At 58.5% G+C, this 23,109-nt stretch carries 16 protein-coding genes and 1 pseudogene; 6 read left to right on the forward strand and 11 right to left on the reverse strand.

What is annotated here, in order from left to right:
- The 10 genes and pseudogenes from B9A23_RS17830 to B9A23_RS17870 form a co-directional block, all read right to left on the reverse strand.
- On the reverse strand, positions 1-281 hold a 281-nt coding region (locus B9A23_RS17830; RefSeq protein WP_139797539.1), incomplete at its 3' end, for an IS110 family transposase.
- Between the two features lie 394 nt (positions 282-675).
- A complete protein-coding gene (locus B9A23_RS17835; protein ID WP_084280443.1) occupies positions 676-1,809 on the reverse strand; it encodes a hypothetical protein in 1,134 nt (377 codons plus the stop codon).
- The gene (locus B9A23_RS17840) at positions 1,806-2,444 is read right to left on the reverse strand and encodes a hypothetical protein (RefSeq protein ID WP_139797540.1); all 639 of its coding nucleotides are present in this window, start codon (positions 2,442-2,444) and stop codon (positions 1,806-1,808) included. Before B9A23_RS17840 ends, B9A23_RS17835 begins: the two co-directional genes overlap by 4 nt.
- A 13-nt stretch (positions 2,445-2,457) precedes the next feature.
- Complete coding sequence (locus B9A23_RS17845; RefSeq protein ID WP_084280447.1) at positions 2,458-2,733, reverse strand: hypothetical protein; 276 nt, start codon at positions 2,731-2,733, stop codon at positions 2,458-2,460.
- Positions 2,734-4,617: 1,884 nt separating this feature from the next.
- Positions 4,618-4,821, reverse strand: a pseudogene (locus B9A23_RS23360) (ATP-binding protein); the annotation flags it as partial.
- 155 nt (positions 4,822-4,976) lie between these two features.
- On the reverse strand, positions 4,977-6,062 hold the full coding sequence (locus B9A23_RS17850; protein ID WP_084280448.1) for an SMP-30/gluconolactonase/LRE family protein: 1,086 nt from the start codon (positions 6,060-6,062) through the stop codon (positions 4,977-4,979).
- Positions 6,062-7,615: a carboxylesterase/lipase family protein gene (locus B9A23_RS17855; RefSeq protein WP_084280449.1), complete on the reverse strand. Its 1,554-nt coding sequence runs from the start codon at positions 7,613-7,615 to the stop codon at positions 6,062-6,064. The genes B9A23_RS17850 and B9A23_RS17855 overlap by 1 nt, the downstream gene beginning before the upstream one ends.
- Positions 7,612-8,610 (reverse strand): alpha/beta hydrolase, encoded by a 999-nt coding sequence (locus B9A23_RS17860; protein ID WP_084280451.1) that lies wholly within the window; start codon positions 8,608-8,610, stop codon positions 7,612-7,614. Before B9A23_RS17860 ends, B9A23_RS17855 begins: the two co-directional genes overlap by 4 nt.
- 33 nt (positions 8,611-8,643) lie before the next feature.
- Positions 8,644-9,135, reverse strand: coding sequence for a DUF3237 domain-containing protein (locus tag B9A23_RS17865; protein WP_084280453.1), 492 nt, complete (start codon positions 9,133-9,135; stop codon positions 8,644-8,646).
- A gap of 8 nt (positions 9,136-9,143) precedes the next feature.
- On the reverse strand, positions 9,144-11,003 hold the full coding sequence (locus B9A23_RS17870) for a bifunctional sugar phosphate isomerase/epimerase/4-hydroxyphenylpyruvate dioxygenase family protein (protein WP_084280455.1): 1,860 nt from the start codon (positions 11,001-11,003) through the stop codon (positions 9,144-9,146).
- Between the two features lie 280 nt (positions 11,004-11,283).
- Between B9A23_RS17870 and B9A23_RS17875 the strand changes: the two genes are divergently transcribed.
- The 5 genes from B9A23_RS17875 to B9A23_RS17895 all read left to right on the forward strand — a co-directional run bounded on the left by B9A23_RS17875 (position 11,284) and on the right by B9A23_RS17895 (position 19,299).
- Positions 11,284-11,964, forward strand: a complete 681-nt coding sequence (locus B9A23_RS17875) for a TetR/AcrR family transcriptional regulator (protein ID WP_254895182.1) — start codon at positions 11,284-11,286, stop codon at positions 11,962-11,964.
- Between the two features lie 74 nt (positions 11,965-12,038).
- Positions 12,039-13,274, forward strand: coding sequence for an MFS transporter (locus tag B9A23_RS17880; RefSeq protein ID WP_084280459.1), 1,236 nt, complete (start codon positions 12,039-12,041; stop codon positions 13,272-13,274).
- A gap of 158 nt (positions 13,275-13,432) precedes the next feature.
- Entirely contained in the window at positions 13,433-16,321 is a 2,889-nt protein-coding gene (locus B9A23_RS17885; RefSeq protein ID WP_254895183.1) for a TonB-dependent receptor domain-containing protein, read from the forward strand.
- Between the two features lie 54 nt (positions 16,322-16,375).
- Positions 16,376-17,203, forward strand: coding sequence for a shikimate dehydrogenase (locus B9A23_RS17890; RefSeq protein WP_084280461.1), 828 nt, complete (start codon positions 16,376-16,378; stop codon positions 17,201-17,203).
- A 953-nt stretch (positions 17,204-18,156) separates the two neighbouring features.
- Positions 18,157-19,299 (forward strand): polysaccharide biosynthesis/export family protein, encoded by a 1,143-nt coding sequence (locus B9A23_RS17895; protein WP_084280462.1) that lies wholly within the window; start codon positions 18,157-18,159, stop codon positions 19,297-19,299.
- Positions 19,300-20,028: 729 nt separating this feature from the next.
- On the opposite strand, the gene B9A23_RS17900 is transcribed toward B9A23_RS17895, so the two are convergent.
- A complete protein-coding gene (locus B9A23_RS17900) occupies positions 20,029-21,243 on the reverse strand; it encodes a capsule biosynthesis protein (protein WP_084280464.1) in 1,215 nt (404 codons plus the stop codon).
- Between the two features lie 978 nt (positions 21,244-22,221).
- Between B9A23_RS17900 and B9A23_RS17905 the strand changes: the two genes are divergently transcribed.
- Positions 22,222-22,491, forward strand: coding sequence for a hypothetical protein (locus B9A23_RS17905; RefSeq protein ID WP_084280465.1), 270 nt, complete (start codon positions 22,222-22,224; stop codon positions 22,489-22,491).
- Positions 22,492-23,109 lie beyond the last annotated feature (618 nt).

The raw sequence follows: 23,109 nt of genomic DNA on the forward strand, positions 1-23,109 counted from the left end.
GCATCGGCAGCATCGTTCTTGCCGCGCTTCACATAGGGCTTCACGTATTGCGGCGGCATCAGCTTCACTTCGTGCTCCAGTGCAGTCAGCTCACGCGCCCAGTGATGGGCCGAGGCACATGCTTCCATCCCAACGAGGCAGGGCGGCAGTTTCTCGAACAGCTTCACCAGCTGACTGCGCGTCAACCTGCGCCGAAACACAGCATTACCCTGCGAATTGACGCCGTGAACCTGGAAAACCGACTTAGCCAGATCCAGCCCAACAACCGACACTTGCTCCATCTCCAATCTCCTTTCCGGCTCATTCGCAGAAAATATCACGCGGGGTGGAGAGCCGTCCAAGACATCAATTGCGGACCTTTGCGTCACGTAAAGTGAAAGCTGCCTCACTTTCTGTGATCTGGCTTTCCTCGGGCGAGGCGGTGTAGACGTCACGAAAGCTGTCCGGCACCTTGATCTAGATGCGGAGCCCTTTCGCCAAAGACTTTGACTTGGAGAGGCTGACAATTCTTTTCGCGCGCCTGCGGCTATTCGTGATCGCGACAGAGATAAGTTCTCCTTTGAGTATTTATGTAACTCACTTAAGTGTTCCTTTCGAGAAGGCTCACCATGCCATGGTTGGGTGTTCGCCAATCGTGTCCGGGAGACGCTGCTTTGGCGCATCAGGCGGGGAAGGTTATGGCCGCTCGTATCGCCCTCTGCCCATCGCCTCGAACAGAAGCGCGCGCCCGGCGATGAGGAGCCTGAGCGTTTCGAACGGGGGTGCGTTGATCTGCCCGGAATCGATCGTGACATGGATGATGCCGGAAGCGGTGGGCGAGATGGCGATGGTCTGGTCACGACCTGGCGCATAGTCAGCGCCGAGATCTACCCCGACAACGGCGCTCGATGGCTTTTCGGCCACCAAGGCAAGGCCGCGCCTGGCCGTAACCAGCGCAATCTCATTGCCATCGGCAAGGTGCAGCCGCACCCTGACATCGCGGGCTCCCTGGCCGGATGCCATGTCGAAGACGCGCAGGCCCAGCCCACCGGTCCACTGGCTTTCGAGAAGGTCGCGGGCCGAGCGTGGCACGGGCAGCGTGCAAGCTGGAGGAAGCGCAGGCGGCGCAAATTTGGGCTCGGGCAGGCCAGCCTTGCGGGCGGCGTCGACGGCGTCCCATCTTGCTGCTTCCCAGACGCTCATGGCCTCGGCGGCAGTAAGACGGCCCGGCGCCCGATCCTTGTCGCCCGTCCCGTCAAACTCTGCAACGACCAGCTTTTCAGCGGTGGCTCTGGCAGCAATCGCGACGTTCATAGCCTTTGCCGCATCCGCATTCAGCGCTTCCGCACTGGGCGGAGAACCGGGGCTGTCCATCGCGATAGCGGGGGCAGCAGCGACATCAGTTGCTGCATTGAGGAAGGGGCAACGGGCGTAGACCTGCTCCTCGGCTTTCTCCTGCAGCCGCCGTAAGAATTCGTCTTCCGCAGCCTCGCTCCACGGCTCGACTTTACGGAAGGTGAACAGTGGCTTGTCTGTCGACGGCGAAGCGGTCCGCAGCACGATCGCATCCGGTTCGCGCGCCCAGGCGCCTTTTGCAACCTGATCCACCGCGCCATAGGACATGAACCATTCGAAAGTGCCATCTTCGCGCAGCAGGAGTTCCGAGCCGGTTTCCATCACGCCTGACAGGTAGTAGTGACCGACAAAGCCAGGATCGACTTTTTGGACGGCAGCATGGGTGGCCTGTGTCTCGTGCCGGTCCGTGGCTCGAGCAAGGGCTGGCGGTCCGAACAAGACCGTTGCGGTCAAAGCCGGCAGGATGAGCTTCACAGCGGTTTGCCCTCCTTGTCGATCAACTCGATCCGGTAGGAGCAACCGTAGAGCGTCTTGCCCCGATGGGTCGTCACGTTCGAGATGGTGCGGGCAATGGTGGTATGTGCTCCGAAGCTTTCGCCATCTGCCGGCAGCTCTGTCACGTCGACCATGACCCGCTCGCCCAAGAACTTGCGGAAAGGCAGGTCTGCTTCGATCGCGGCCCGGGTTGCCTTCCCCGATGCCACAATTTCCGCGATCAGTGGCTCGGGGTCGGCGGCATTGGCAATGCCTTCTGCCTTGGCCAGCGGAGCAGGATCGGAAAGGTCGAGAATGGCTAGCACGCCGGTGGACGAAAAGGCGATCCGGCGGGTGGTATAGGTCCCCGTCACGGCGATCGGTTCGGGCAGTTCGTACTCGTCGAGAAAGGCGTTGCCGGTGGCCACCTTGCGCCAATGACGCCGCCGTGCCTCGCCGTCATCACCGCCAACCGAAAAGGCAAAGCCGTTGTAGGTCGGCGCATCGAGATGGCAGTTGATTGCATCCACGATGCTCACGTCGGCGGGGTCGAAATCCTCATTGTCCTGCGCATGAGCAGGCCGGGCCATAAGCATCAGCGCGGCAGCGAGAAACAAGGCGCGGGCAGGCATCACGCGCGGCATGGCTTCAAACGATCGCGCGCGGATGAGGTGACGGGCTGCCCTTGAAACAGTCTCCCCTCGAACATCCAGTGTGCCGTTCGTAATGCTCCATGTGGGCTTTTTGGCCATCCTTGCCGGCCTTGTGGGCACGAACGCGTCCATGGCATTCCGGGCACCGCATCCGCCGGGTCTTAGGCATCTTGAGTGCCAGTTCGATCTCGATCGGCTGCCAGATCCCGTTGGCATGCAGCTCAGCAGCGATATCGGTCAATTCTTTCCTCTCCAACGGCACGAAGCTCATGGCAGAAAAAACGGCATAAATGAAATTTCCTGCGTATCTGCAAGAAACATACTCCTTCCCCCAGCACGCTAAACTGTACGGGGTAATATGGTGAGCTTCAGAAAGCATATGTGATTTTTGGGCAGAAGTTGCATATAAACTGCCCAAAACTTTAATTTAATGGCCAAATGCGCAAGCTTGCACCCTTCCTCATGAGCTGCAGTCGTCGCGCGCATGTTCTCGATCCCCAAGTTGCATGGAATGTCGATCGTATAACCACTAAGATTCGCGACGTAGGTTTGCATTGCCTTTCAATTCCGCGGTGTTGTTGAAGGACAGTTCACAGGAGCCGTAAGGCGACATCTACCTATACGATTTGTCGCCTTGGCCTGATCGATTTCCCGGCGGGTAGTCTTCCGGGAGAGGACGATGGGTTGTCTCGATGGCGAGGCATTGACGGCGATGAGTGTGCTGTTGAAGCAAGGGCATACGTAGAGTGCGGTTGCGCGACTGCTTGGGATTACAGAGGGCGCGGTCCGTTATCACCGCCGCCGGCGCGCTGAGGGTGCGGTGGATAGGCGGAGCCGGCAGATCGGCAAGGCGGCCGAATATGCTGAAGCGATCGCGCACTGGCGCGGCGGCCGTGGCGATGGTGCAATCGACATTCCGCGGTCCGGGGATTCGAGTCCCTCCTCTGGCGCCATATTTTCTTGAATTAAATCAGTAACCTGATAAAATTTCCTCTGGGCAAACTTTAACGTGTTTCTCAATTCTGTTTACCACGAAATCCGCCGATTCCCTTGGATTTACAGCGACTTTGGCAAGTCCGTGCAACATGGATGCAACATCGATTGCGCGCGTTTAGGCCGTCACTTTCTGGCGAGTGCTGAGATACGCGGCTGTCGCTCGCGCTCTTGCTCTTCTGCCTCTCGGCACGTCTTGCCTTATGCCGATTCATCCAGTGCCGCTCTGCCTGCCGTAGCGTTCTCAATACGTACGACTGGGCACTTGGGATCTATCGGTGCACGATGAGCGACCTCCTGAAGGCTCACAGCTAGAGCGGCCCGCTTGGGATTATTGCTGGCCTAATCCCAGACCAGCAGGCTCATCTGTCCGGGGTAGCGGATGGGTCACTACAGGCAGCTTAGCAAGCGAGAGTGAGATGAAAACCCCCGGCCGGTTTCAAGGGGAGCTGCGGCCGGGGGAGTGCGCTTGTGTCCGAGCGGTTCAAGACTGTGATCGCCGTTCGCATGATCAATTCGGGACCCTGGGTAGAGTTCCTGCAGAAAGGTTCTTTCGTTGGGGAAATCGGGCTATGATCGCAAAACCCCCCGGCGCGGCTGACGGACTGGGCTCCGGCCGGGGGTAGTGGCCACGCGACGACGGTCTTTGCAGTCCTGGCGGGTTCGATAGGGAAGTTGGCCTGCGCTCGCTGCGTCATATGTTGCAGGAATCCAGTAGTTGCAAACGTCAGGCGTCGTTCAAAGCCTGCATGACCGATGGCCATTATGCAGGTCATCGCGCACGAAGCATTTGCCGGTAAGCATGGTGATACGTCCGAAATGGTCATATCCGGCAGAGTCGGCCAAGGGTCATGCTGCGTCCGCCTTGCCAACGCGTTAAGCGCACTCCTCGGATGTCGATCCTAAGGGCCGTCTCTACAATGGCTGACTTGCGAAAAGGCTCTTGGATCGATCGTGGCGTGGAGGCGCTCAGACGGCGCTTCGCTGTCCCGGAGAGCTTTCGGCTTGTCGAGCAAGCTTCCGCCCACGCTTGCCGCTAGTGCGATGGCCTGCAGCGCCTTGGCGCCAATGCCAATCGCGGTGCCAATGCCCGGGATGAATGACGCGACCGTTGCGATCGCGCTGACTACTTTAGGGCCTTGCCAATCTTCTACTCCTCAAATCAGCGCGGTGATGTCCTATTGGTAGCCACGGCACTTAGTTCGGAGAGCGCCCACACCAGTGAGTCGGCTTGGTCTGGCGAGCCCTTCCCGACGTATCCAGCGCCGGTCATGGCGCAGATTTGGTCTTTGAGGTCGTTGAAGGCGCCGCAGTGGCTGACCTTGCCTTGTTCGTAGAGCGCCGCGATCGGCTTAGCCCGAAGAACGCTTTGGAGCGAGGCGCAATCCCCGCGTGAAACGGGCCTCTACGAAGCAGGAACCGGACAGCAAACTCGCCGCATAGCTTTAATCAACTGCGGTGAGGTATGTGTGGGTTTCGCAGAGCGGTGTTCGACTTGAGGTGCAGCGTGCCATTAAGCCGCTATGGAATGCTATGCTGACGGGCCAATGCTAGTCGATCAGACTGATAAGATCCGAGCCACAAATCCGCTCCCACCAAGGCGGCCGCAGACAGGCCATTATATTCAGCGCGGGGGGTGCCATATGCAAAGGTGGCAATGCGAGCGGAATTGATGTCGAGCTCACCGACCACCCAACCTCGGTGGCACAGCATGGAGTCAGCCTGACCGTTGACGATCTTGCGCAACCCTCCACACGCAGGTTCGTCGAGCCGCATTCCGGCCAGCAGAAGATGTCCTCCAGTCCAGTGGATATTGTCCGGCATGAAGTCGGGCGCGATGATCTGGGCAAGAGCGCGGCGCGTGTCGGTGCGATCGAACACGACGACTGCATGCCAGCCAAACGCGACAACATAGAAGCGGCGCTGGTCGGGATCGACCTCGATCCCGTTATTACCCGGAAGATCAGTGCCAGGAAGAAGTTCGAAGCTTCGGTCGGCAGGGCGGCGCTGCCAGACTGCGCCTGTCCTGCGGCCAAGCATGAAGTCGCCGATCGTGGTGCCGGGGCGGGTCAGCACAGTAACCAGCAGGGTACCATCGTCGAATTGCGCAACACTGTTGCCGACCTGCCCTTGCGGCATGAGCAGGCAGCCACGCCATTGCAGTTTCGGTTCTTCGCCCTGTGCCAGCGCAACATCGAAGGCCTCGATTGATTCACGCCCGCCGTGATTGACAACGAGCAGCCGGTAGCGGCTCTGCGCCAAGGGGCGGAGGGACAAGCCACGTGTGTTGAACAGGTCAGGATCGGGCGGGCCGGGGCAGTCCGGAAAGGCTTGCATATCGAGAGCGATCTGACCTTCCGTACCGTTGTACCATTGCCGATAGGTGCGAGTGGGGGTGTCGACCAGTTTGAGCCCGGCACCTTTCGAGAAGCCACTGGCTATCAGCAGCGACGTGCCGGGCAGGGCGAGCAGGTCTTCCGGCTTTTGCGCTCCGCAGATGTAGCCAAGCTCGGTGTCCGCGCTGCAATCGGCAGGCTGTGCCGCGGCAGCAGGAGAGGTGAGCCAGGCTGCGAACGCGGCGAAGATCAACCGGAGAACTGGGCGCATCAGTCCCTCGGGCGGCTAGACGCGGGACGGCTTGGCGCGGTGCCTCCGCGCAATAGCGGAAAGTCCTTGAGATGTGGCCAAGTTGTGATTGATGACTTTTCGCCGAGCCATACCAGTTTCGGACGGTCAGCCGAGAACGCGGGCCACGTGCCTAAGGTGGCGCTGGTTGGCACGCCGCTTCGAGCAAAAGAGAGCAAGGCGCCGGCCATCTCGTTCTCAAGTGACTGGTCGGCAGGTTCCCAGATGCGGGTCTGACGGAACAGGTTCAGGGAATCACGCGTGCGCAGCCAGTAGGGCACGTCGCCGGTGTGATAGGCACCAACAATGGCCGGGTCGTGATCGCTGAAGGTGATGCCAGGCGCGTAAGGCTGGCGGCGCGTGAACAGGTAGGCATAAGCGGGCGCCTTGCCAAACGTGGTTTGCACCTGTGCCCAGCGTCCCATTTGTAGCCCGACCGTTCCATCGCGGGCGATGTCTGCAGCCATGCGCGGCCCGCTTGATGCGTAGGCCTTGAGGATGGCATCAGCGGTTGAGGGATAGCGTTGACGCACTGAGGAAATGACGTTCGCGTTGGGCGCGAAGGACTGGAAGCTTTCGTCGCGGGTGTAGCCGATCAGGATGGGGACATCGGATTGCTGGCGCGCGGCAAAGACGTCTTCGTTCGATCCAATGACTACCTTGCCATCGAGGACGATGGGGCTGCGCGGGGTGGTGGCGGCAATGACGCGGTCACCGGGGAGGGAGCGCAGTTCGGTGAGCGAGGCAACGCCCAGTTCCTTCTGCAATGCGAGGCCCTGATCCTCTGCCTTGGCCAGCGGTATGGGGGCGAGCATACCGCCGAACGCACCCCCGCTCATCGCCACGGCCTTGGCGAACAAGCCCTTGGCCAACGGGGAGGCCTGCAGCAGCGAGACCGACATTGCTCCCGCCGACTGTCCGACGATGGTGACGTTGGCAGGATCGCCGCCAAACTTCGCAATATTGCGCTGAACCCATTGCAGCGCGGCAATTTGGTCCATCAAACCATAATTGCCAGAGGCACCGGCTTCGGCCGTAAGATCGGGGTGAGCAAAGAAGCCGAGCGCGCCGACGCGATAAGCAAGGTTAACGCGGACCACGCCGTCGCGCGCCAGAGGCGCGCCCGAGTAGTTCGCCATCGAAGCCGAGCCGACGTTGAAGGCGCCTCCATAAATCCACACCACGACGGGCGCGTTTGCGGCGCTCTTCGGCGCCCAGATGTTGAGATAGAGACAGTCCTCGCTGCTGGCCTCGTTGCCGAAGTAGTGGTTTTGCAGCGAACCACGCAAGGGCTGCAGGCATTCGGGGGCGAAGCGGTCAGCATGGGCCACGCCTTGCCAGGGCTGCACCGGCTGAGGCGCTTTCCAGCGCAATTCACGCAAAGGCGGCGCGGCGAACGGCACGCCGAGCCAGGCATCAACGCCTGAGGGGAGGGTGACGCCTTCAATCTGGCCACCATCAACCGCGATCGGTTCGGCATGGGCGGACGTTGTGGCGGCGATAAGGAGCAGCGGCGCGATCAACTTGCGGATCATTTCCGGGGCACGCCCAGCTTGTCGTGGAAGAAGTCGAAGGTCGCGTTCATCGCCTTTAACGAGGTGCGGCGGGTGTCATCAGGCGTCTGACCCATGAAGCTGTGGTCGGTGCCGGCATAGTAAGTGGCGCTGACCGGGACGCCTGCGGCCTTGAGAGCAGCTGCCAGTTCTTGCGACTGTGCAACGGGCACGACCCTGTCGTCCACGCCGTGCAAGAGCAGTACGGGAGAATCCTTGGCGTCGACGTAGTTGATCGGGCTGGCGGCGCGAATGGCCTCGGGCGTGCAGACACCGTCCTTGCAGCCGAGCAGGCGCTGTTCGGCAGAGTCCTTCTGCGTGATCCGCGGCATCGAGGCGAAATCATGGATGCCGTACCAGGCAGCTGTGGCCTGAACGCAAGTGTCGTCGGCCGAGGCCGGGTCGAGCTTGGCGTCTATCCTGCCATCGGTGCAGGCGAGGCCAGCGAGCGCGGCAAGGTGCCCACCGGCCGACCCACCGAATACGCCAACGCGTGCGGGGTCAATGTGATACTGCGCAGCATTCTGGCGCAGGAAGCGCAGCGCGGCAAAGACGTCCTTGGCCTGTGCCGGGAAAGCAGCCTCGCCCGACAGGCGGTATTCGACGCTTGCGACGGTAAAGCCTTCAGCGGCGAAGGCGGCAAGCATCTTGGGGAAGTTCTCGAAGGCACCGGACTGACGGGTGTGCCCGCCCATCCAACCACCTCCATGGATATAGAGGACAAGTGGATGCGGGCCCTTGCCGGAGGGTACATAGATATCGACAATCTGTGGGCGGTATCCGGGATTGACCTGATAAGTCACGTCGCGCCACGCCTGCACCCCACCAGGAAAGGCGACCGGCACTTGCGGGAACTTGTCGGCCATTGAAGGCTCTGGATTCACCAGGACGGAGCGCTCAGCCGGTTCCTTGGCGCTTGCGGAAGTCGCGGCGAGCGCGGCACAGGCGAGCGTTAGCAGCAGGGTGTAACGGGCCATCTTGTCCTCTCCTTGATCGGTTTTCTTTGATGTTCAGATGACGCGGTAGAAGCGGATGCGTACCGCTCGCTTGCCGTCTGGAAGGCTCACCGGATCGAGCGTGCCGACAAAGCAGCCCTGCGAGAGCCAATCGTACTTTCCCTGAGGTGCTTCGAAAACCGGGTGTGTGCGGACGACGGCCTTGGGGTCTTTGGCCCGGCAACTGACTCCGGTGTTGACAACGTTGATCACCGCACCGTCGTCGGTTCGCAGCATGTAGTCTGCCTTGATTTGCAGGCAGCCATCTGCACGGCGCAACTGCCAGTCCCAGCCGCCACCCATGATCGTGCCGCGGATGCGCGGTCCTTCAAAGGTGCCGCCAGTGATAGGCACAATGTTGCGCGTACCGACAGAGGTCGCGCCAACCAGCACGTCGGCATCGAGCATCACGGTCTCCTCGAAAGCGAATTCGAGTGTGGGTTCTGCAGCGTGGGCGGTAATCGGTGCGGCCAGCGCGAGCGCTGTAAGTGCGGTGGTAAAGCGCATTGGCTTCCTCAATCAATGAATTCGGGTTTGTGGCGGGCTTGCGCGGCTAGACGGATAGGGGCGTTTGCAGCGCCGTATCCTGCGTAGCCGCGACGTTCGACCACCTCAAAGAATACGCGGCGAGCAAATGCACGGCTGTAGAACTGGAAGTATTCGGCTTCGCCATCACGGTCATAAAGGATGCCGAGGCGAGCCATTTGTTCGATTAAGTCAGGCTCCAGACCCCAGCGCGCTTCGAGATCGTCGTAGTAATTGCGCGGAATGTCGAGGATGGGCAGACCGTCGGCACGTGCGGCCTCAGCAGCGGCAAAGACATCGGGCGTCGAGAACGCGATGTGCTGTACGCCCGCACCGAAGTAATTCTGCACGAAGCGAGAGGTGAGCGATTGGCTGGCGAGCGAGCCGTTGAGCGTGAACCGCACCGAGTGGTCGGCATTTTCCACCGCTTGGCTCTGGACAAGACCCATCGGGTCGGCGATTTCCAGCTGGGGGGTCTTGCCGACGTCGAACAGTGCGACGTAGAACAGCAACCAGCTCAGAAATTCCTCGTATTGCATCGTCTGAGCAATGTGGTCGACGCCCATAAGCAGCGGCTCTGGCGCGGTTTCCAAGGCATGCGGGAATTCGTGGGCCCACATCGCATCGCGGGTGGCTTTGTCTACAAAGTAGATCAGGCTGCCGCCAACGCCACGCACGCTGGGGATAGGCCATTCGTCTGGACCAACGGCCTGCGCGAAGCGTGGAACGCGCAAATGGTCGGCGCGGGCCAGCGCTGAGGTCACATCGGGCACGGCCAGCCCGAGTGCGCATACGGCAGCCCCGTGGACGATGTCGAAGCTATGGGCGAGGCCTTCGGGTTCACAATTGATGACAATGCTGGCCGAACCTTGCGTCCACCGGACGACATCCTTGCTGCGGTGGCGAGCGGTTGGGCGAAAGCCCAGGGGGCGCAGCATCGCGCCAAGCGCGTCGGCTTCTTCGTGGCTGGCGGCAAATTCGATGAATTCCACCCCGGTGGTCGCCGTGCGAGGGGGGAGGGCGATCGCAGCGGGAGACGGTTTGGCAATGCCACCTTCAAGCAAACGAAGCGAGCGATAGCCGTCCAGCGCTACGCCGCTCGCCGAGCCTGCACGGAAGCGGTCGTTGAATATCTCGAGGCTCCAGTAACCATCGTAGCCAATCTTGCGGATGGCTTGCGCCCAGTCATCAAGCGGGAAATCACCCTGCCCCGGCATCGAGCGGAAATGGCGGCTCCATTGGAGCAGGTCCATGTCTAATATTGGGGCGTCGGCCACCTGCACGATAAATAGTTTGTCAGCGCGAATGTCGCCGATGCTGGATGAGGGGATGCGGCGCGAGAGCGAATGGAAGCTGTCGAGCACCAGTCCGATGGCAGGGTGATCGGTGTCGCGCACGATGCTCCATGCATCGCGATGATCATTAACATGTCGGCCCCAGGCGAGCGCCTCGTAGCCGATGCGCAGGCCCCGCGCGTGGGCGCGCTCGCCTGCCTCATGAAGGTCGGCGATGGTGCAGGCCCGATCGGCGGAGGCAAGAGGGGAGCAGCTGGAGCAGAGCAGGAGCAGGTCGGTGCCGAGCTCTTGCATGACATCAAACTTGCGCTCTAGCCGGTCGAAGGCGCGAGTGCGTTGCGGCTCGGGCAAGCCGTCGAGATCGCGGAAAGGCTGGAACATTGTGCAGGCAAGACCAAGGTCGCCCATCATCGCGGCGATCTCACGCGCCGAGAGGTGTGTGGAGAGAAGGTCGTTCTCGAAGATCTCCGCTCCATCGTAGCCTGCAGCGGCTATGGCCTGCAGCTTGGCATCGAGTGTGCCGCTGATCGAAACCGTGGCGATTGACGTTTTCATGTCGGCTTCAGGCTCTCCGTCGCCTCGGCTCTTGCGAGGTTGACATATCTAAATGTTAGGGACTAGTTCGTTACACAAATGCGGTTTGGGCGCAAGGGGAGGATTGTGAACGGAAAGTCCGACGGGGTGCCCACTGAGGCGTTAACAGGCGGGGAAAACCTGCACGCGCGCCATGTCACGGGCAGACCGCAGTCGGAAATGCCGCTAGCATTACGTGGAACCGGGCGGGGCGCTTCAGGTGAAGTAGCAACGTCTCGTGTCTGTCGCGGAGAATGCCATCTTGCCTAAGACCGAACTTAATGGGCTGCGCGCCGAGGAGCTGGCCACGAAGCCAGAACGCCGCAGCCGAGCTGAGAGCCGCGAGCAGGCGATCAACCAGATCATCGACATTGCCACCAATGAGTTCGTCGAGAAGGGCTTGGCTGGCGCGCGCATCGACGAGATCGCGGGCAAGGCGACTAAGCGCAAGATTTACTACTACTTCGAAGGCAAGGACGAACTCTACCGCGCTGTTCTGCAGCGTGCCTATACGCGCGTGCGTGAGAGCGAGGCAGAAGTCGACATCAAAAGCGGAAGTGCCGTCGATGCCCTACGCCGCCTCATCGAGCATGACGTTCGTTATCATGCCCGCCATCCCGAACTTGTCCGGCTGGTGATGAACGAGAACATCCACCGCGCCGAGCATCTGAAGCAGATAGAGAGCTTGCCACAAGGCAACCGCAAGGTGATCGGCATTCTCGAGAGCATCATCGCGCGGGGGCAGGCAGAAGGTACGTTTCGTGACGGCATTGACCCGGTTGACCTCCATCTGAACCTTACAGCATTGAGTTTCTACAACGTCTCCAACCAATTCACCTTTGCGCACAACTTCGGGGTCGACATGACCAGCCCCGAAGCAATCGAGCGCCGGGCCGGGCAGGTGGCAGACATCATTCTGGCCTGGGTGACGAAGAAGGACTGACCGGGCGGGCAGCGAGAAGCTGCTCGTCCATGGATCGGCCGGACGTCTGCTCTTGCGCCAAAAGGAGAGGACGAATGGCACTTCCCCCCGCTAGCGCCCCGAGCGCCAAAGGCCCCGCGTCGTGGACGCGCACAGGGCTTGGGATCGTTGCACTGTGTTTTGCGATCAACATGGCCGATGGCGTCGACGTGACGATCCTGTCGTTCATTGCTCCTCGCCTGCAGACGGAGTGGAATATCGACTCCGGAACAATGGGCAACCTGTTCAGCGCAGGGCTGATCGGCATGGCGATCGGCGGCATGTTCATTGCGCCCCTGGCGGATCGGCTGGGACGGCGCGCGGTGATCCTTGCCGCACTTTGCCTGATGTCGGTGGGGATGCTTGCCAGCAGCTTTGCAGCTAGCGTGCCAATGCTGTTTGGAATGCGGGTCATTGTCGGGTCGGGCATCGGCACGGTTTTGGCGGCGATGGCGGCGCTGGCGGCCGAGAGCGCGCCACCGGCGCAGCGCAATCTGGCGGTGGGCGTGGTCCAGGCGGGCTATCCGTTTGCGGCAGTGTTTACCGGGCTTATCGTGGCTCACGCGCTGCCGATTCATGGCTGGCAAGCGATGCTGCTCGGCGCGGCGGTGCTGACAGCGGTGCTGCTTCCGGCGGCGTGGCTGGTTCTGCCGCGTGCGACACCGGCGATTGGTAGTGGATCATCTGGAGATGAAGCGCCAGCGGCGGGGAAGGTGGGCCAGTTGTTTGCCCCAGAACTGCGCGCTCGGACCATCGCGCTTTGGTGCGCGGTGTTCTTTGGGCTGATGGTGCTTTATTTCATCGTGAGCTGGATCCCGAAGCTGTCGATCGCGGCTGGCTTGTCGGAGACCGACGGGATCTATGCGGGCGCGCTCTACAATCTTGGAGCTTTCATCGGGACAATGGCGATGAGCTTTCTTGCCTTGCGCGTACCGCTGGGCAAGCTGGTTCCTGCGATGCTCACCTGCGCGGGGGTGGCGATGGTCGTGTTTGGTTCAATCGCGATGCCAGTTTGGCTGACATTGCTCGTGGCCTTTATGATCGGGGTGCTTCTGCAAGGCGGATATAACGGCGTGTGGCCGATTGCGGCGGGCGCCTATCCCGGTGAAGTGCGAGCGACGGGCGTAGGCTGGGCGATCGGCGTGGGCCGGGGCGGTGCGGTGATTGGCCCCATGCTTGGAGGCTATCTCATGGCCGCGAACGCCCCGCTTCCTGCGCTGTTTGGAGCCTATTGCGTGCCACTGCTAATTTGCGCGGGCGCCGCTTTCCTCGTTGAACGCTACAAAGTGTAACCAACCAGTCACAAGTTATTTGACAGGGACTAGTTCGTAACATAAATGAACCGCCGGTGAAGGGCGGCGAATCCAGCTGCCCGAGGAGGAGGATGACCATGACTTTGAGGGGCACTCGCCTTGCGCTTTCCGCGTCCCTGTTGACCCTAGCCGCGGCCATGGGCACGCCGGCATACGCACAGGACGCTGCGCAGGACCAGGCTGCGGATGAAGCGCCGCTGTCGGACAAGGAGATTATCGTTACCGGCTCGCTGATAGCGCGTCCTAACAATACGGCAGTCAGCCCGATCGTCAGTGTCGGCGAAACTGCGCTCAAGGAGACCGGGCAGGTCAATCTGCAGGACGCGTTGAACCAGTTCCCAAGCTTCACCACTGCTGGCAATGCCAACACTGGCGGGCAGGGCACTGGCGGGCGTGCCTCAGTCAACCTTCACGGACTCGGAACCAACCGCAACCTGGTGCTGCTCGATGGGAAGCGACTGCCGCTGTCCGACATCAACGGCAACGTAGATATCAACATCCTGCCTGAATCTATCATGGGTGGCGTCGACATCATTACCGGCGGCGCTTCGGCGATCTACGGTTCGGACGCGATCTCGGGCGTCGTTAACTTCAAGACGCAGCGCGCCTTCGATGGCGTGCGCATGGACGTCCAGAATTCGATCAGCGAACGTGGCGATGCCTACAAGTTCAACGGCTCGCTCGCCTTTGGCTCGAGCTTTGCCGAAGATCGTGGCCATGTCATGGCGGCGTTCAGCTATGCCCAGCAGGATCAGGTCAACGGTTCGACGCGCGACTTCTTCTTCGACAAGACGCCCTCGTCGTTCATCGGCAACGGTACTTTTGTGCCTAGTGCTACCAACGCACCAAATGCCGCGGTCGTCTCGGGAGTTTTTGCCGGCTATGGCGTCAACAACCTGCCGGCAAACTTCCAGCTGCTGAACCTCGGCTTCAATAATGATGGCACGTTGTTCACCCAGACCGGCGCACGCAACTACAAGGGGCCGAACGGCTCGAGCGGTTACCTTATTGTCGGCAATAACGTGCGCATGCCGGTTGGCCAGCAGATTGATTTTGCCAACGGCCTCAAGCGCAAGACCGCTTTCGTGAAGGCGGACTATGAACTGACGCCCGGTCTGACAGCCTATGGCCAGTTCATGTACGTAGACCTCTCGGTGAAGACGGCCTCTGGCGGCAGCCTTACCCAGTTCGGCAACCTGACGACCATTCCGGTCACAAACCCGTTCATTCCGCAGGATCTGCGCACGATCCTCGCCTCGCGCCCCAATCCTAACGCGCCATTTACCTGGAACGGCCGCTATGTAGGCGTGCCCTACAAGAATTGGGACGAGAACTACGTCGTCCAGCAGTACATGGCCGGCGTGAAGGGGGATATCACTTCGGGCTGGTCCTTCGATCTTTACGCATCCTACGATCAGTCGGTCCATGACCAGCAGCTCAACGATGCGGTGGTCAAGAGCCGCGTCCAGACACTACTCAATGCAGCGGATGGTGGCCGATCGCTGTGCACCGGCGGCTTCAATATCTTCGGCGATGCCAACGCCCGTTCGCTGTCGCAGTCGTGCGTCGATTACATCACCAAGACGGCATTCTCGAAGGAAAAGCTCTCCCAGACCCAGGCGCAACTGCAGGTCAATGGCAAGCTGTTCGACCTGGGCGCCGGGCCAGCACAGATCGCCTTCGTCGCGGGTTATCGCAAGAACAGCTACAACTTCATTCCGGACAGCGATCTTCGCGCCCAGAATATCGAATCCGTGATCGCCTCGCAGCCCGCCTCGGGTCGCATCTCCGTGAAGGAATTTGCTGCGCAGGTCGACGTACCATTGATCGCTGACAAGCCGTTCATCCAGGAATTCGGCATCGGTGGCGCGATCCGTTACTCGGATTATTCGGTGACGGGGGGTGTGACCAGCTACGAAGTTGATGCTCGCTGGAAGCCTGTGGAATCACTGCTGTTCCGTGGCAGCTACCAGCGCGCAGTGCGTGCGCCCAACATCGGCGAACTGTTCTCGCCGCAGCAGGGCAACCAGTTGGTGATCGGCACACCTCCGGGCGCTCTGGGCGACCCTTGCGACATCCGCTCGACAGCGCGCACCGGGGCCAATGGTGCGCAAGTCGCAGCGCTGTGCGTAGCGCAAGGCATTCCACAGGCAGCGATCTCGAGCTACACCTTCCCCACTACCGCCACGGGACAGCTGGTTTCTGGCAACACCAACCTCACGCCCGAACGTGCCGATACCTACAACTTCGGGATCGTTCTAAATTCACCCTTCCAGAGCGGTCTGCTGTCCGATTTCACGCTTTCGGTCGATTACTACAACATCTCGGTCAAAAACGTGATTTCGACGGTGCCTGGCCTAACCGTACTGTCGAAGTGCTTCAACCTGGATGGTTCCAACCCGAGCTACGATCGCAACAATCTGTACTGCGGTCTTCTCTCGCGCGATAACTCAGGGCAGCTTGTCAACGTCGCGACTCCCTTCCTCAACCTCGGCTCGGTCAAGACTGACGGTGTTGAGGCACAGGTTAACTGGACCGTCCCGGCTCCATTCCTGCGCGGTAACAGCGGCAGGCTCTTCGTGAACGCAGCTGTGGGCTGGCTGCACAACTACAAGCTGCAGCTTATCCCTGGTGCGGCAGAACTCGACTATACTGGCATCAGTAATGGTGCAGCTGGCGTCAGCAGCCTGCCTCCGCGCGCTACACCGAAGTGGAAGTCAGTCACCAGCTTTGGCTATCGTTCCGACGTGACCACGCTGGGCCTTCGCTGGCGCTACCAAAGCGCGATGAAGGACACGACGTCGGTCCTGACCCCTGCCACTGCTCAAGTGGGTGTTGGCGCCTATGCGCTCTGGGACATGTTCGGGACCGTTCGCGTCAACAAGTCGATCGAGTTTCGCGCAGGTGTAAACAACCTGTTCGACCGTGGTCTGCCCTTCGTGGCGAGCTCGCAGAACGGAACTGACGTTGCGCTTTACGATCCGATCGGGCGTTCGTTCTACCTCGGTGCTCGCGTCAACTTCTGATTCACCCTATGTCCCGGCATCTTTGTGGTGCCGGGATCTTTTAAGCAGGAATCAATGATCCGCTCAGGCCTAATAGGACGCTCAATCCTCGCTTCTCGCTCACCTGAGTTGCATGAGAGGGAAGCGCAGGCGCAAGGCCTCGAACTGACCTATGAGCTTATCGATTTCACGGATCGCGGTTGGCCGGATACCGATTTGCCTATTGTGCTTGATCGCCTCTTGGCTGACGGTTTCAGCGGCTTCAATGTCACTTACCCATTCAAACAAGCCATTTTGCCGCTGCTCGATGATCTCGACGATAGCGCAATAACGGTGGGGGCTGTAAATACTGTAGCGATCCGACAAGGCAAGCTGATCGGATACAACACCGACATGGCAGGGTTTCGAGACTCGCTGATCCAGGGTTTGCCGGACGCCAAGCTGGATTGCGTCATGCAGTTTGGTGCAGGAGGTGCCGGCGCTGCCGTTGCCAGCGCATTACTTTCTATCGGCGTGCGCCATCTTGCGCTTGTTGATGTAGATGAGGGCCGGGCCGTTGCATTGGCAGCTGATTTGGCGGTCCGCTTTCCGCTCGCAAAGATCACTGTAAGCCGCCCAGAACTGGCCGACACTGGGGCTGCAAACGGCATTGTAAATGCAACCCCGATCGGCATGAAGGACAAGCCAGGCTTGCCCCTTGCAGCCAATCTTATTCACTCAACTCACTGGGTGGTCGACATCATCTACTTTCCCCCCGAGACTGAGTTGCTCCACGCCGCAAGAGAGTTGGGATGCAAAACTTTAAATGGAATCGGTATGGTTGTAGGCCAAGCCGCGCGCGCCTTCGAAATTATAACCGGACATATCGCTGATAGTCGCCGGATGTCCGAGAGTCTTGCATAGCGAAACGTCAGAAAAGCTTGTGTTGGCCCCCAGCCCCACCGATGAAGGTAGGCAAACCTAAAGCTATGAGGATCATAGCATTGCCGCTGGTATGATGCGTAAGCTGCTTCAGGCACGATACCATGTGCAAAGCTCGTGCAAAGATCGATTTCATTAGTGCAATCGCTAATGACATGCAGCCTACGCCTCCTGCGTGCCTTCATTCATTTCCGGAGCACACCCTAAACGTTTGCGCTCAAAGACTTAAAAAAGAATAAGTTTATAATGAGCTGTGCGATATCATTTGTTCGTGCACTAGGGAAATGGCGCGTAGACCTTGAGCTCAGGCGCCGCTCATCCGGCACGCGCAATCTGGCTTCCTCAACGCTCTGAGGAAGGCCCTGAGGCTGTGATATCTCGACGGCGATTGTGGCGAGGTGGTTAGTGAAGACGGCTGGCCGACGATGGCGCTTGCCAAGTACGGAAGAGGTGCTTCGTAATTGCTGCTGAGCAGCAATTACGAAGTCATGGAAGCGCCCTCGGCAAGGGCCATATGATTCCTGCACTGTTGCTGCCAATATTCCCCTTACGGCCTAAGTGTGGTGTCGCGAGGCCCTCTCCAAGGATCCCCCAAGGCCATGCGATTGTACGAGCTTCCAACAACTTAACTCGAGGCATCCCAGCCATTTCGGAGACTGTTATAAGCCTCGACAACTAACCTGTTGAGCGTGACGAACGTGTCACGGGTGTTTCAGGGAAACCAGCCTCCAAAGCGGCCATGTCCATGAACACTTAAAGGATTGGCACCGCTTGGAATAACAGCAGTACATCCCGGGCCAAAATGAGGCCGTTATCATCCGTGGGATAAGGCAGACGCCAATGTCGTTTCCGCGCAACTCCTATTGCCGCAACACAAAAACTAATGCTAAGCGGCGCGGCCATCCAAGGCAGATACGCCATCGAGTTTTCAGCTAATGCAAAAAATCAAACTAGTCTCCTTGGTGGTCATCGCCAGTCTTTCAGGCTGCGCATCCCTTCCCAGCAGCGGCCCAAGCGGCAAGCAGATAATGCAGGGTTTCAAGGACCCGGAATCCACTCTGCCCGTCCAGCTTGTTGAGCTGTCTAGCGTAGCAGATTTGCCTGTGGCTGAGGCAAAGCCTTCGACATCTCCTCTACCTAGCCTCCTTCCTCCGCCAACAGACATGATTGGTCCTGGCGATGTTCTGGACGTGACGATCTACGAAGCAGGCGTTGCATTGTTTTCCGGTGCAACGGGCGGAGCTGGCGGTGGTCAGGCAGCTAGTGCATCGGTAAATCCAGGTGTGCAGGCGCAGAAACTCCCCCCAAGCCGGGTGGATGACAATGGCGATATTGTAATCCCCTATGCTGGCAAGCTGCGCGTGATGGGCCGGACCGTTGGCGAGGTCGAGAGTCAGATTCAGCGAGCATTGCGCGGCCTGTCGCAAAACCCTCGTGTCGTTGTGACGCTTAGCCAGTCTATTACGAACTCTGTCATTGTTAGTGGCGAGGTGAACCGACCAGGCCGCTTGGTCCTGCAGACCAATCGCGAGACACTTTCTGATGTAGTGGCTTTAGCTGGAGGCTACCGCGGCAACGCTAAGGACCTCACACTTCGCGTGGTCCGCCAGAACCGCAATGTCGATGTTCGATACAATGACTTAGTCGACAATCCTCTGCTGGACGTCGCAGCATACCCTGGTGATCGACTGATGCTGATCAGCAGCCCACGGTTCTTTTCCGTTCTGGGAGCGTCTGGGAAGGTTGATCATATACCGTTTGCCCGCACAAGAATGTCCTTGGCTGAAGCGATCGCCGCGGCAGGCGGCGTGAATGCCAATTCAGGTGATCCAAAGGCAATATTCGTGTTCCGTCAAAATCCAGAAGCCGGAGAAGATGCCAAACCTGTGGTGTATCATTTAAATATGATGCAGCCAGGCTCTTATATTCTGGCGCAACGTTTCACGATTGATGATCGTGATACATTGTATTTCGGCAATGCTGCCGCAAATCAGCCAGGAAAGCTGCTGCAGTTGGTTAGCCAATTGTTCACACCTCTGGTAACTGTAACTGCTGCCGTCCAGACCTTGCAGAACTAAGTGGCAGGCATGGTCGGGTCTCATTTACTTGGCTGTAGGTCCGACCTTGGATTGCGGCGCTCGCGGATGGCTGTGAGTGTTCGTTACAAAAGCGCTGTGGCCAAGCCACGTTGCGCCTTTGGCAGATAACAGCTTTAATTAGATGGTTTGAAGTCGTTTTCAGCGGATTTTGGCTGGGCTTGCAGCGGCAAGCTCATATGCAGCATCCCATTTCTGCTTTAGCAAACCTTGTTGCGCCGCATCTGAGCGGCCGTTTTCGCTCGTGGCCTGTGCGATCATAAGATTCATAAACTGTGCAAGGTAGGAACCGGTTTGTCGCGCTACAAAAAGCAGCCCGAAGAGCTGGCGGCACCTGAAAACGGCGGGATTTTCTTGCTAGCGTTTACGCGCTTCTGTGTTTGCGCATAAGGTGAGTAGCTAACCTACGGTGCTTTCAAACCTCTGCCGGGCTACTTCTCATCCAACGCAAACGGGCATTCGAGATAATTGCACCGACCAGATTCTGATTTGCTCAGCCCTCGGTAGCCGCTCCTGAGTCTGGTTCCCAATAAGCGGAAGCCACAGTTGTTGATCACGCAGGACAAGCGGCCCCTTGACCGTTATTGTCTCTCAATACCAACGCTTACCGTTGCTTGTCCCAGACTTCCAGCGACAGGCTCGTAGTGTTGCTTTCGGCCTGCCGATTAGTCTACGTGGAAGGGCTTCACCCTCATCACTGGCCGAAGCCTTTCAAATCTGGCGGTTTGGCTCGAAGACCTCATGCAAACCCTCTTTGCCAAGAGGAGCCCTGAAACGCGCAACGGCATGTTTAACTACTGTACTGATTGCAATATCTGAGAAAAAGCCACCAGGAATCAGGCACCGCTCAATCAGTACTCGGCGGAAAGCCTGAAAGATCTCCATGTCTGGGGGAGTGCGCTCCGTCCAGAACTTATCTAGTCCATCCTGACAAGTAATCCCCGCAATGTCATAAATCGCCGTTCCGAGCACGACAGCGGGAATGCCCATCGACAACCCGAGTGTTCCGCTAGTGCTGTTGATCGTAACCATGCCGAGTGATGCTTGCGCAACAGGGACGATGTCGCCGCTTGGCAGATAGTCAACGCGGTCGGCAACGCCAAAGCGCTCAGCTAGATCATGCGAGATCAATTCCCAATCGCGCACGCCATTATCAAGTGGATGCTCTTTGATGACTAGCCGTGTTTCCTTCGGCGCATTCTCGGCGAACGACGAAACCACCAGCTTGATTGCTTCAGTGATGCCAGCGAAAGGTGAGTGCAGGCGGATCTGGGCATCAGAGTCGAGCTGCAGTGGGAAGAGAAAGTAAGGAGACGCGCTCTCTTGCAGCCGCCTTATGAGCGCCGCACCCTGCTCTTCGCGCTTTTTGCGGCGGCGTAGCTTGCGAAGCCAGCCCATGCCTTCGACCAGAGGGTGCCAAGGACGATGATTGTCCCAATTCTTGTAATGCCACCGTGTAAACACGTCGGCAAAGTTATAGGCCAGCCCTTCCAGCGCGCGACGGCGAAATGAGGACGGTACCGGCGGATGCTGTTCCACCGGCGGTAGTTTTCCTGCCGTGTCGAGGTACCACTGTGGATCACGTGGCAGTGACGAATGCCCGTTGACGCCGCCACGTTCGAACGTGACCCAATCAGGCCGGATGTAGCCTTCTTCAAAGACGTGGACGGGGATCTTGAGTTCGCGACAAACCCGTGTCGCGATAATGTGGTGATCGCGACAATCACCGAAAAGCATGACGTCAGTAATCTGCTTGTCTGCGATGATTTGCGCTAAAGCTGCCGGCCATTCCTCCTGCGTGCCTAAAAAATCGACGCCGCCCGGCAAGCGCCAAAACAGCCGGTCTCCGCCATTGAAGTTCACCTTGTAAACGGTGTGGCCGGCCTTGGTCAGGCCCTGTCCTAGATGGCGGAACAGAGGACCCATCAGCCCTTGGAGAAGAAGAACACAGCGCTGCTGGCGCCGCGACGGTTCAGAATGCAACGGCAATACACTTGGTAACGACATTTCCCCGCCCTACCGGGAGTCACTCAATCGGTCGACAACAATTCCAACAGCAAATACACCGGCTTAGGTAGGGTGAGCAATCTAGCAATCGCTGCCAGGCCGGCATTGCAACAGCAAGTCATTGCTTGATAGGGGCAATGGAGGGCGGTCTGGGCAAGAGCGGGCGCGGTCGTCAACTTGCAAGACACGCAGAAACAAACACTAGAACACGGCCCCTATTCGACGCGTTGGTCGGCAGCTGGCAAGGATCTCGATCAGATCGAGGCAATTGGACCAGCGCCAGCGCCAGCGCAACCGGAACCGCAGTACTCAGTTCCGATTGCGGCGCAGCAGTCACAAGATCAGACAAGCCCACTGCTAACGAAATCTATGTAAGGACAACGCCAGCAGGCCAGTTGTCTTAGACGATGTGAGCGGTGCCGTAGCGCTTGCGACTTTCTGCATGACGCTCTTGAGTGCGATATCGGGCTTTGAGATCGGTGCGCGGCCGCATCAGTGCCCATTATCTGATTTGCCACAAGAAGCGATGCACCCTGCCTCCCATCGGCACGGAACAGATTTGTTCTGCACCCGAGTGAGCTTTCGATGATAGTCGGGGCGGGGCAGTGATATGCGATGAGGTACAATCAATGCCGCCGCCCGATGTAAAGGATAAAGGTCTCTACGCACAGTAAGAGGTCCGGTGTTGGAACTCAGTAAGTATGTAAATTTGGTCAGTTTTTTGGCAACTGCTATTTCAGCCTGTGCAAAATGAGCATGTGTCTAGCACATGGCATTTTAATTGTTTATTTGGTATCCTGAGAAAGTGGTAAGGTATGGAGGCAAGTTTTGGAAGATGGTTGGTGTCATCTACCCGTCCTCATCGAGAGGAGCAGTTCCTTTGATGTAACTCTTGCCATGGAGATTTTATCGGCGATGAACCCGGGCGAGCAAGTGTACCTCGATTTCGTGGACGCGGCTTCAGATGGAAGATCACCTTGGGTACGAGACGGCGCCAACAACAGGTTAGGCCGTATACCGGCTAGCCAATGGCAAAGGTTCTACCTGGTGCACGGTGACGACCAATCCACGGTGGGAGAGTTTGCAAGAAGGCTTGAATTTGGCTGGCTGCTGCGCTTGCCAGTGAAATCGCGCGGAAACCCTGAAAGGCTTTCGAGCATCCTGTAAGTTGCGAGCTTAGACACATCAGGTCATAACGTCGAAAACTTGTGAAGTGCTTGCTGTGCTACCCGTATTTTTAAAGCACTGTCGATTTTGATTGGGCTGAACGCGCGTAAGGCGACATTGAGCAAAATTTCTTAGATTTTGCAGTCTATTGTTAGGTGTTTGTTCGCCTTGAGTGAAGGTTATGAGAATGTTTAAAAGCGGTCGAAATTTTTGCGTCGACGCCATCTCAATAACTTCCTTGCAAACATTGCGGCAAGGCCCAAGGCCAGCAACCTCGGCCAGAACTCCGAAGAGAAAGCCGCAGGCGGATCAATCTTCCAATGCGTACCACCACTTTTTTGATACTTTTCGACGCGATTGGATGTTTGTTTTTTGCAGTCCGATACCTTCTTTGTTGAATTTTTCGACGAAGCCGTAGCTGTGCAGGAAGTGGAGCAAGCGATTTATACAACGGATATTAGCTGACGGGAGCAGCGAAAAACCGAGGCTGGGGCTACAATGTAAAAAGTTTGCTAGGCCTGTCCATTTTTGATTGAATATAAGCGCCAAAAAGGCAGCCAAGACAGTAGCTCCAAATTCACATTTGTATTAGCCCAAATCCAAGACGATACAGATGCC

The organism is Novosphingobium sp. B1 (assembly GCF_900176395.1).
Classification (GTDB): domain Bacteria; phylum Pseudomonadota; class Alphaproteobacteria; order Sphingomonadales; family Sphingomonadaceae; genus Novosphingobium.

Bases quoted from the DNA above. Each gene is read 5' to 3' on its own strand.
- B9A23_RS17855 (WP_084280449.1), bottom strand. From the start codon at position 7,615: ATGATCCGCAAGTTGATCGCGCCGCTGCTCCTTATCGCCGCCACAACG.
- B9A23_RS17895 (WP_084280462.1), top strand. From the start codon at position 18,157: ATGCAAAAAATCAAACTAGTCTCCTTGGTGGTCATCGCCAGTCTTTCA.
- B9A23_RS17890 (WP_084280461.1), top strand. From the start codon at position 16,376: ATGATCCGCTCAGGCCTAATAGGACGCTCAATCCTCGCTTCTCGCTCA.
- B9A23_RS17885 (WP_254895183.1), top strand. From the start codon at position 13,433: ATGGGCACGCCGGCATACGCACAGGACGCTGCGCAGGACCAGGCTGCG.
- B9A23_RS17865 (WP_084280453.1), bottom strand. From the start codon at position 9,135: ATGCGCTTTACCACCGCACTTACAGCGCTCGCGCTGGCCGCACCGATT.
- B9A23_RS17850 (WP_084280448.1), bottom strand. From the start codon at position 6,062: ATGCGCCCAGTTCTCCGGTTGATCTTCGCCGCGTTCGCAGCCTGGCTC.
- B9A23_RS17900 (WP_084280464.1), bottom strand. From the start codon at position 21,243: ATGGGTCCTCTGTTCCGCCATCTAGGACAGGGCCTGACCAAGGCCGGC.
- B9A23_RS17860 (WP_084280451.1), bottom strand. From the start codon at position 8,610: ATGGCCCGTTACACCCTGCTGCTAACGCTCGCCTGTGCCGCGCTCGCC.
- B9A23_RS17880 (WP_084280459.1), top strand. From the start codon at position 12,039: ATGGCACTTCCCCCCGCTAGCGCCCCGAGCGCCAAAGGCCCCGCGTCG.
- B9A23_RS17870 (WP_084280455.1), bottom strand. From the start codon at position 11,003: ATGAAAACGTCAATCGCCACGGTTTCGATCAGCGGCACACTCGATGCC.
- B9A23_RS17905 (WP_084280465.1), top strand. From the start codon at position 22,222: ATGGAGATTTTATCGGCGATGAACCCGGGCGAGCAAGTGTACCTCGAT.
- B9A23_RS17845 (WP_084280447.1), bottom strand. From the start codon at position 2,733: ATGAGCTTCGTGCCGTTGGAGAGGAAAGAATTGACCGATATCGCTGCT.